The following is an 8434-nucleotide window of genomic DNA, read 5'->3' as shown; positions in this document are numbered from 1 at the left end:
CCGTAACGGCGGCAAACCGGGCCCCGGCCACGCCGGGGCCCGGCCCTGACGCCTCCCCCGCCGTGACGTCCCACGGCGTTGCCACCGTGCCCGCCCATCGCTACCCTGTCGCCCCGGCCGCGCGACACAGCGCCGCACCGGGTGTACCGGCATCCCTGTCTGCCTGCATCCGCACTCAGTACCAGCCGCTATTTGCAAAGCATGAATCGCGTTATCGGCGGTCGGCGTCGCTGATTTATAATTTTTCGGTTGCGGTGATACCGTTTTTATAACCCATCAACATTCAGCCCATCGATGACGCAGTGATCGAATTCCAGGGTATCGACAAGACATACGAGATCGAGGACCGCCGCATCGAGGCACTCCGGGACGTCTCCCTGGACATCCGCCCCGGCGAGGTCTTCGGCATCATCGGCCACTCCGGTGCGGGCAAGTCGACGCTGCTACGGATGATCAATCTCATCGAGCGGCCGAGCAGCGGGCGGGTGCGGGTCAACGACCGCGACGTCACCGACTACCGCAACGAGCGCCTGCGCACCCTGCGCCGCGAGACGGGGATGATCTTCCAGCACTTCAACCTGCTCTCCTCGAAGAGCGTGCGCGCGAACGTCGCCTTCCCCATGAAGCTCGCGGGCGGCTACAGTCGCGGGCAGATCCGCGAGCGCGTCGACTCCCTGCTCGAGCGCGTCGGGCTCGCCGGCCAGGCAGACAAGTACCCCGCGCAGCTCTCCGGCGGCCAGAAGCAGCGCGTGGGCATCGCCCGCGCGCTGGCCTGCCGACCGGGCATCCTCCTCTGCGACGAGGCCACCAGCGCGCTGGACCCGCAGACCACGCAGTCCGTGCTGCAGCTGCTCGCCGACCTCAACGAGGAGCTCGGCATCACCGTGGTGCTGGTCACCCACGAGATGGACGCGATCCGCCGGATCTGCCACCGCGTCGCGGTGATGGACGACGGCGCCGTGGTGGAGAGCGGCGACACCGCCGAGGTCTTCCTCCACCCGCGGCACCCGACGAGCCGCCGGTTCGTCTTCGAGCGCGAGCACGTGGACGAGGACGAGCGGCGGGACGACTTCCACAACGTCGAGGGGCGCATCATCAAGCTCACGCTCCGCGGCGAGGCCACCTACACCCCGATCCTCGGCGAGCTCGCCCGGGAGACGGGCGTGGACTTCAGCATCCTCTCCGGCCGGGTGGACCACATCCGCAACACCCCCTACGGCCAGCTCACGCTCTCCATGGTCGGCGGTGACGTGGACGAGGCGCTGCGCCGGCTCGACGCCGAGGACGTGCACGTGGAGGTGGTCCGGCGATGAGCGGGCTGATGAACGAGCTGTTGCCCAACGTCCAGTGGTGGGAGCTCGGCAGCGCCACCTGGGACACGGCGCTGATGGTGGGCGGCTCACTGCTGTTCATCGTCGCCTTCGGCCTGCCCCTGGGCGTGCTGCTGTTCCTCACCGGCAAGCGCCAGCCGCTGGCGCAGCCGGCGGTCTACGGCATCGTCTCCTTCGTGGTGAACGTGCTGCGCTCGGTGCCGTTCATCATCCTGCTGATCGTGATGATCCCGGTGACGGTGCTCATCGTCGGCACCTCGCTGGGCGTGGCCGGCGTGATCCCGCCGCTGGTGGCGGCGGGCACACCGTTCTTCGCCCGCCTGGTGGAGACCTCGCTGCGCGAGGTCGACCGCGGGGTGATCGAAGCGGCGGAGGCCATGGGCGCGACCACGCCCCAGATCGTCTTCGGCGCGCTGCTCCCGGAGGCCCTGCCCGGGATCATCGCCGGGGTCACCGTCACCGCCATTACCCTGGTCTCCTACGCCGCGATGGCCGGCGTGGTCGGTGGAGGCGGCCTCGGCGACCTGGCCATCCGCTACGGCTACCAGCGCTTCCAGACCGACGTGATGATCGTCACCGTCATCCTGCTGGTGGTGCTCGTGCAGCTGCTGCAGATGCTCGGCGACCGGCTGGTGCTGTACTTCAGCCGCCGCTGAGCCATCCCCTATCCGGATACACCGACACGGAGGACTCCCATGAAACGTCTGCTCCTGATCGCCCTCGTGGCCCTCGCGACCCCGTTCGCCAGCGCCGGTGCCGAGACCCTCAGCGTCGCGGCAACACCGGTGCCCCACGCCGAGATCCTGAAGTTCATCAAGCCCCGCCTCGCGAAGGAGGGTGTGGACCTCGAGATCCGTGTGTTCACCGACTATGTGCAGCCCAACGTGCAGGTCGCGGAGGGACGCATCGACGCCAACTACTTCCAGCACACGCCCTATCTCAAGGAATTCAACAAGGGCCGCGGCACCTCGCTCGTGCCGGTGACCGGCGTGCACATCGAGCCCTTCGGCGCCTACTCCAGCGAGGTCGACTCCCTGGACGCCCTCCCGGACGGCGCGACCGTTGCCATCCCCAACGATCCGACCAACGGCGGGCGGGCGCTGCTGCTGCTGGAGAAGGCGGGCGTGATCGGGCTCTCCGACGAGGCGGGCATCCTGGCCACGCCGCAGGACATCACCGCCAACCCGAAGGACCTGACGTTCCAGGCGCTGGAGGCGGCCATGCTGCCCCGCGTGCTCAACCAGGTGGACCTGGCGCTGATCAACACCAACTACGCGCTGGAGGCGGACCTCAACCCGACGGAGGACGCGCTGGCGATCGAGGGCGCGGACTCCCCCTACGTCAACGTGCTGGTGACCCGCGAGGACAACCGCGACAGCGAGGCGGTGCAGAAGCTCGCCGACGCGCTCACCAGCCAGGCGGTGGCGGACTTCATCGAGCGCAAGTACGACGGCGCGGTCGTGCCGGCGTTCTGACCCGCCCCGCCGCATGCGGGCCATCGGGGCCATACCCCGGCGGCCCGCTCGTCACGGGACCGCCATGCCCTCGCACCGGCGGCCCCGACACCCGCCCGGGTGGCACCCCCTGAACGGCATACGCTCCCCGATCCGCACCGGGGTCGTCGCTCGACCTGCAAAAGGATCCGTGACGCACCTGCACGGGAAGCTGCCCCCGCCCCGCGCTCGCACGGCGGACATCGCGCCACGGTCTCGTGAATGACGCAGCCCGACGCGTGCCCCGGAGGACCCGCGGGGCGCACGGACGCGGCGGCAGCGCGCCGGCTCAGTCGCCGGCGCTGCAGCTCGCGCCGCCGAGCACGCAGAACTGCGCGCAGAAGGGATGGTTCAGCGCCACCTCGCCGGCCGCCTCGGCCAGGGTGCCGCCGAGCTCGAAACCGGGGTCGTAGGGCAGCAACGTGCAGGCGACCACCGACGGGCGCTCGGCGCCGCGGTGCTTGACCACCATGCGCGAGCCGGCGCACATGACGCTGTCCGGCGAGCGCCCGAGCTTCGACCAGCAGCCCTCGGTGATCTCGGGCACGTCCACGGCCGTGTCCATCTCCGGGAACAGCACCAGCGCCGCGGGATCGCCGGCATCAATGGCAATGCCCTCGCGCTCGAAATGCGCGGCAAAGCCGGCACGGACCACGGCCTCCGTCTCACCGGAGAACAGCCGCCCCGCAACGGCGATATTGAAGCCCTCCGCCGAGAGCCAACGCAGGCCGTCCATCGCCGGGCGCCAGGTACGCGCCCCGCGCTCCCACTCGTGCCACTCCGGCGTGTAGTGGTCCATGGACACGCGCATCACCAGCCGCCCGCCGTAACGGGCGTTGAGCGCCGCCAGGGCCTCGGCGTGCTTCATCATCGGGCGCATGGCGTTGGTGAGCACCAGCGCCCGGTAGCCCCGGGCGAGCACCGTCTCCAGCATCGCCAGCATGTCCGGGTTCATGAACGGCTCGCCACCGGTGAAGCCGATCTCGGTAGTGCCCATGCCCTGCGTCTCGATCTCGTCGAGATACGCGACGACCTCCTCGTGAGCGATATAGACCAGGCGGTCGTTGCGGGGCGAGGATTCGATGTAGCAGTTCCGGCAGGTGAGGTTGCACAGGGTGCCGGTGTTGAACCACAGCGTCTCCAGGCGCCGCAGGGCCACGCGGGCACGCGGCTCGCCGTCGGCGGTGGTCACCGGATCGCGGAACTTGCCCGGCTTGAGGAAATAGCCGGTCTGCGCGGCGGTCTTTTCGGCGTGGGTACTCAAACGGCCCGCTCCTTGTCGCTGCCCTGCCCGGGCGCGCCGGGCCACGGGGTCGTTATAGCCCGCGGACGCGCGGGCACGGAATACGCCGGATTACGTACGCAGGCGTTCACGCGCTCTGGCGGCCCGGCTCGCCCAGGGCATGGGTCTCCAGCCGACGGATCTCGTCGCGCCGCCTCGCGGCCTCCTCGAACTCCAGGTTGCGGGCGTGCTCGTGCATCTCCCGCTCCAGGCGCTTGATCTCCTTGACCGCCTCCGCAGCGGAGAGCCGGGCGTACGGCAGCGCGGAGTCCGTCTCCTCGGCGAAGTGCTCGGCCGTGTCCGGGGCACCGGGCGCCTCGCGCTCCATCACGTCCGCCACCGCCTTGCGGATGGTCTGCGGGGTGATGCCGTGCTCCTCGTTGAAGGCGAGCTGCTTCTCGCGCCGACGCTCGGTCTCGTCCATGGCCCGGCGCATGGAGTCGGTAACCGCGTCCGCGTACAGGATCGCCTTGCCGTGGACATTGCGCGCCGCGCGGCCGATGGTCTGGATCAGCGAGCGCTCCGCGCGCAGGAAGCCCTCCTTGTCCGCGTCGAATATCGCCACCAGCGAGACCTCGGGGATATCCAGGCCCTCGCGCAGCAGGTTGATGCCCACGAGCACGTCGAACACCCCCAGGCGCAGGTCGCGGATGATCTCCACGCGCTCGACGGTGTCGATGTCGGAATGGAGGTAGCGCACCTTCACGCCGTGCTCGTGGAGGTACTCGGTGAGGTCCTCCGCCATGCGCTTGGTCAGCGTGGTGATCAGCGTGCGCTCGCCGGCCCCGACCCGGTCGCGGATCTCGGAGAGCACGTCGTCCACCTGGGTGGAGGCGGGACGCAGCTCGATGGCCGGGTCCACCAGCCCCGTGGGCCGCACCACCTGCTCGGCGGTGGCCGCCGAGTGGCGCGCCTCGAACGGCCCGGGCGTGGCCGAGACGTAGATGGACTGCGGCTGAAGCCGGCGGAACTCCTCGAACTTCAGCGGCCGGTTATCCAGCGCCGAGGGCAGCCGGAAGCCGTACTCCACCAGCGTCTCCTTGCGCGCCCGGTCGCCCCGGTACATACCGCCGAGCTGGGGTACGGTGACGTGGGACTCGTCGACGAACAGGATCGCGTCCTCGGGCACGTAGTCGAACAGGCACGGTGGCGGCTCGCCGGCGGCGCGGCCGGAGAGGTAGCGAGAGTAGTTCTCGATGCCGTTGCAGTAACCGAGTTCCTGCATCATCTCCAGATCGAACAGGGTGCGCTGCTCCAAGCGCTGGGCCTCCAGCAGCTTGCCCGCGCCCTTGAGCTCGTCGAGGCGCTCGCGCAGCTCGACCTTGATGTCCTCCACCGCCGCGATCAGCCGCTCGCGGGGGGTGACGTAGTGGGTCTTGGGGTAGATCGTCAGCCGCGGCACCCGGCGCAGAACCTCGCCGGTGAGCGGGTCGAACCAGGCGAGCTGCTCGATCTCGTCGTCGAAGAGCTCGACGCGCACCGCCTCCTCGTCGGACTCTGCGGGGAAGATGTCGATGACGTCGCCGCGGGCGCGGTAGGTGCCACGGGAGAAGTCCTGATCGTTGCGCCGGTACTGCAGCTGCGCGAGCCGGCGCAGGATCTGGCGCTGGTCGATGCGCTCGCCCCGGGAGAGGTGCAGCACCATCGACAGGTAGGCCTGCGGGTCGCCGAGGCCGTAGATCGAGGACACCGAGGCGACGATGATGGTGTCCCGCCGCTCCAGGATGGCCTTGGTGGCGGACAGGCGCATCTGCTCGATGTGCTCGTTCACCGAGGCGTCCTTCTCGATATAGGTGTCCGAGGCGGGCACGTAGGCCTCGGGCTGGTAGTAATCGTAGTAGGAGACGAAGTACTCCACGGCGTTGTCGGGGAAGAATGCCTTGAACTCGCCGTAGAGCTGCGCGGCGAGCGTCTTGTTCGGCGCGAGGATCACCGCCGGGCGCTGCTCGCGCGCGATCAGGCTCGCCATGGTGAAGGTCTTGCCGGAGCCGGTCACGCCCAGCAGGGTCTGGTCCAGGTGCCCGTCCTCCAGGCTCTCTGCCAGGGTCTCGATGGCCGCCGGCTGGTCGCCGGCCGGCTCGAAATCGGAATTCAGGACGAATTCATCAGCCATAGGGGATTTCGGCCTCCGTTGGCCGTTGGCGTATCATCCCCGGCATTATGCCGGGTAACGGACCCGGTGCGGCGTGTCGCCGCCGGACGGCGGCGTCGCGCTACCCGCGTGTGTGCCGGTACAGGTGGAGGTGGATCTTGGCGTTTCAACTCGCACGACGGGTGCAGCGGGTGCGGCCGTCGCCGACCATGAGCGTGACCGCGCGGGCCGCGGCACTACGGGCCGACGGCCGCGACGTGATCGGCCTGAGCGCCGGCGAGCCCGACTTCGACACCCCCGAGCCTATCAGGGAGGCGGCGGTCGCGGCGATCCGCGCCGGCGAGACCCGCTATACCCCGGTCCCGGGCACGGACGCGCTCCGCGACGCCGTCGCCGCCAAGCTGGCGCGCGAAAACGGCCTGCACTACGGGCGCGACGAGGTCATGGTCAGCACCGGCGCCAAGCAGTGCCTCTACAACCTCGCCGCCGCCGTCCTCGACGCCGGTGACGAGGCCATCATCCAGGCGCCGTACTGGGTCTCCTACCCGGACATCGTGCGCCTGGTCGACGGCGTGCCGGAGATCGTGGAGACCGACGAGCGCACGCACTTCCGCCTTACCCCGGACACCCTGGATGCCGCGGTCAGCGACCGCACCCGGCTGCTGATCCTCAACAGCCCCGCCAACCCGACCGGGATCGCCTACACCCGCGACGAGCTGGCCGCCCTGGGCGAGGTCCTGCAGGGCTATCCGGACGTGCTCGTCGCCAGCGACGACATCTACGAGCACATCCACTGGGGCGGCGCGCCGTTCGCGAACATCGTCAACGCCTGCCCGGCGCTGCGCGAGCGGACCGTGGTGATCAATGGCGTGTCCAAGGCCTACGCCATGACCGGCTGGCGGATCGGCTACGCCGCCGGCCCGGCGCCGGTGATCACCGCGATGGCACGGGTCCAGTCCCAGTCCACCTCCTGCGCCAGCAGCGTCTCCCAGGCCGCGGCCCTCGCCGCCCTGGAGCACGGCGGCGAGGCGATCGCGCCCATGCGCGAGGCCTTCCGGCGCCGCCACGACCTGCTCGTCTCGCGCCTGGACGCCCTGCCCGGCGTGCGCTGCCGCCCCGCCGAGGGCACGTTCTACTGCTTCCCGGACTGCCGCCGGCTGATCCGCGAACTGCCGCAGGTCGGCGACGATACGGCGCTCGCCGAGTGGCTGCTGGAACACGCGGAGGTCGCGGTGGTACCCGGCTCCGCCTTCGGCCTGCCCGGGCGGCTGCGCTTCTCCTTCGCCACGAGCGAGGAGCGCCTGAGCGAGGCCGTGGACCGGATCGAACGCTGCCTGGCGGAGGCCCTCTGAGGGCCGCGGGTATTGACGCCACCGGCGCGGCCATTACAATACGCAGCTCACGGCTAACGCCATTCCCCGGTAGCTCAGCGGTAGAGCAAGTGGCTGTTAACCACTGGGTCGGCGGTTCGAATCCGTCCCGGGGAGCCAAATTCCACAGGGGCTCGCACGAAGCCCCTGGTCCCCCCAAAGCCTTCCCCGCAATCGAAACGTTTCCCTGCGGACGCGGGATCCACGGGTAGGCACAGCGCGCAGACCTCCCGCTCGGCCGTCACCCTCGGTGCCCGTCACGCCGAAATCCCGAATCTCTGCAGCCGCTTCGGGCTGATACCGCCGAGGGCGGTGAGCTGCTCGATACCCTCGAGCGGACGCCTGCCGATGATCGCCTGCGCCCGCTCGGGCCCGATGTGCGGGATGGCATGCAGGCAGTCGAAATCCGCGGTATCGATGTCGATGTCCCCGCTCTCCGAGTAGGCGGTCGTCCCCGACGTTTCGGCCCGCCTCTGCGCCTGCCCCTGTTCCTGGTCCTCTTCCTGCGGTACCAGGTGCAGGCCGGCCGCATCCGCGAAGACCTCCAGCATCCAGTCCTGGAGACGCGTTCGCGGCCCGTTCTCGCGCGCCAGGTCGTCCACCTCGTACAGGAGCCCGGTCACCGTCTCCGCCGGGAGCCGTACGCCCAGCCGTCGCCCGACGAGAACGAGCAAGGCGAGGGCGTCCTCCGTCCCGCGGTTCGCCGCCACACGCCGCCCGTCCAGGGCCGCGGCGATTCCGGGCAGACGATCGCTGGCCCCAACCAGGGGGGCGCTGTTGGCGTGCCGTCGCAGTGTCTCCGCCAGTCGCGCGACCGCCGCGCCGGCCTGCTCGCCCCGCCCACGCGCCGCGACGATCAGCACAAG

At 69.9% G+C, this 8434-nt stretch carries 6 protein-coding genes, 1 tRNA gene and 1 pseudogene; 5 read left to right on the top strand and 3 right to left on the bottom strand.

All coding sequences use genetic code 11. The features are described 5' to 3' along the window. Nucleotides 1-302: 302 nt before the first annotated feature. The 3 genes from G7A99_RS05760 to G7A99_RS05750 are packed head-to-tail and all read left to right on the top strand — an operon-like array spanning nucleotide 303 to nucleotide 2806. Complete coding sequence (locus tag G7A99_RS05760; protein WP_018718570.1) at nucleotides 303-1313, top strand: methionine ABC transporter ATP-binding protein; 1011 nt, start codon at nucleotides 303-305, stop codon at nucleotides 1311-1313. Continuing rightward, nucleotides 1310-1987 carry a methionine ABC transporter permease gene (locus tag G7A99_RS05755; protein WP_163139176.1) on the top strand — a complete coding sequence of 226 codons (678 nt, stop codon included), beginning with the start codon at nucleotides 1310-1312 and terminating at the stop codon, nucleotides 1985-1987. Before G7A99_RS05760 ends, G7A99_RS05755 begins: the two co-directional genes overlap by 4 nt. Before the next feature lie 39 nt (nucleotides 1988-2026). Beyond that, entirely contained in the window at nucleotides 2027-2806 is a 780-nt protein-coding gene (locus tag G7A99_RS05750) for a MetQ/NlpA family ABC transporter substrate-binding protein (RefSeq protein ID WP_018718572.1), read from the top strand. A gap of 307 nt (nucleotides 2807-3113) precedes the next feature. Here G7A99_RS05750 and G7A99_RS05745 read toward each other — a convergent pair whose 3' ends face one another. Both G7A99_RS05745 and uvrB read right to left on the bottom strand, forming a co-directional pair. Continuing rightward, nucleotides 3114-4088: a radical SAM protein gene (locus G7A99_RS05745; RefSeq protein ID WP_163139175.1), complete on the bottom strand. Its 975-nt coding sequence runs from the start codon at nucleotides 4086-4088 to the stop codon at nucleotides 3114-3116. Between the two features lie 106 nt (nucleotides 4089-4194). Further along, nucleotides 4195-6219, bottom strand: coding sequence for an excinuclease ABC subunit UvrB (gene uvrB, locus G7A99_RS05740; protein WP_163139174.1), 2025 nt, complete (start codon nucleotides 6217-6219; stop codon nucleotides 4195-4197). A 137-nt stretch (nucleotides 6220-6356) separates the two neighbouring features. Here uvrB and G7A99_RS05735 point away from each other — a divergent pair, with 137 nt between their 5' ends. Together G7A99_RS05735 and G7A99_RS05730 are read left to right on the top strand one after the other, a co-directional pair. Next, nucleotides 6357-7550: a pyridoxal phosphate-dependent aminotransferase gene (locus tag G7A99_RS05735; RefSeq protein WP_205599749.1), complete on the top strand. Its 1194-nt coding sequence runs from the start codon at nucleotides 6357-6359 to the stop codon at nucleotides 7548-7550. Between the two features lie 63 nt (nucleotides 7551-7613). After that, nucleotides 7614-7688, top strand: a tRNA-Asn gene (locus G7A99_RS05730). 137 nt (nucleotides 7689-7825) lie between these two features. Here G7A99_RS05730 and G7A99_RS05725 read toward each other — a convergent pair. After that, nucleotides 7826-8434 (bottom strand): annotated as a pseudogene (locus G7A99_RS05725) (helix-hairpin-helix domain-containing protein); the annotation flags it as partial.

Source organism: Arhodomonas sp. KWT, from assembly GCF_010993615.1.
Note: the sequence above shows the minus strand (reverse complement) of the source record. Positions and strands in the feature narration are given on the sequence as shown.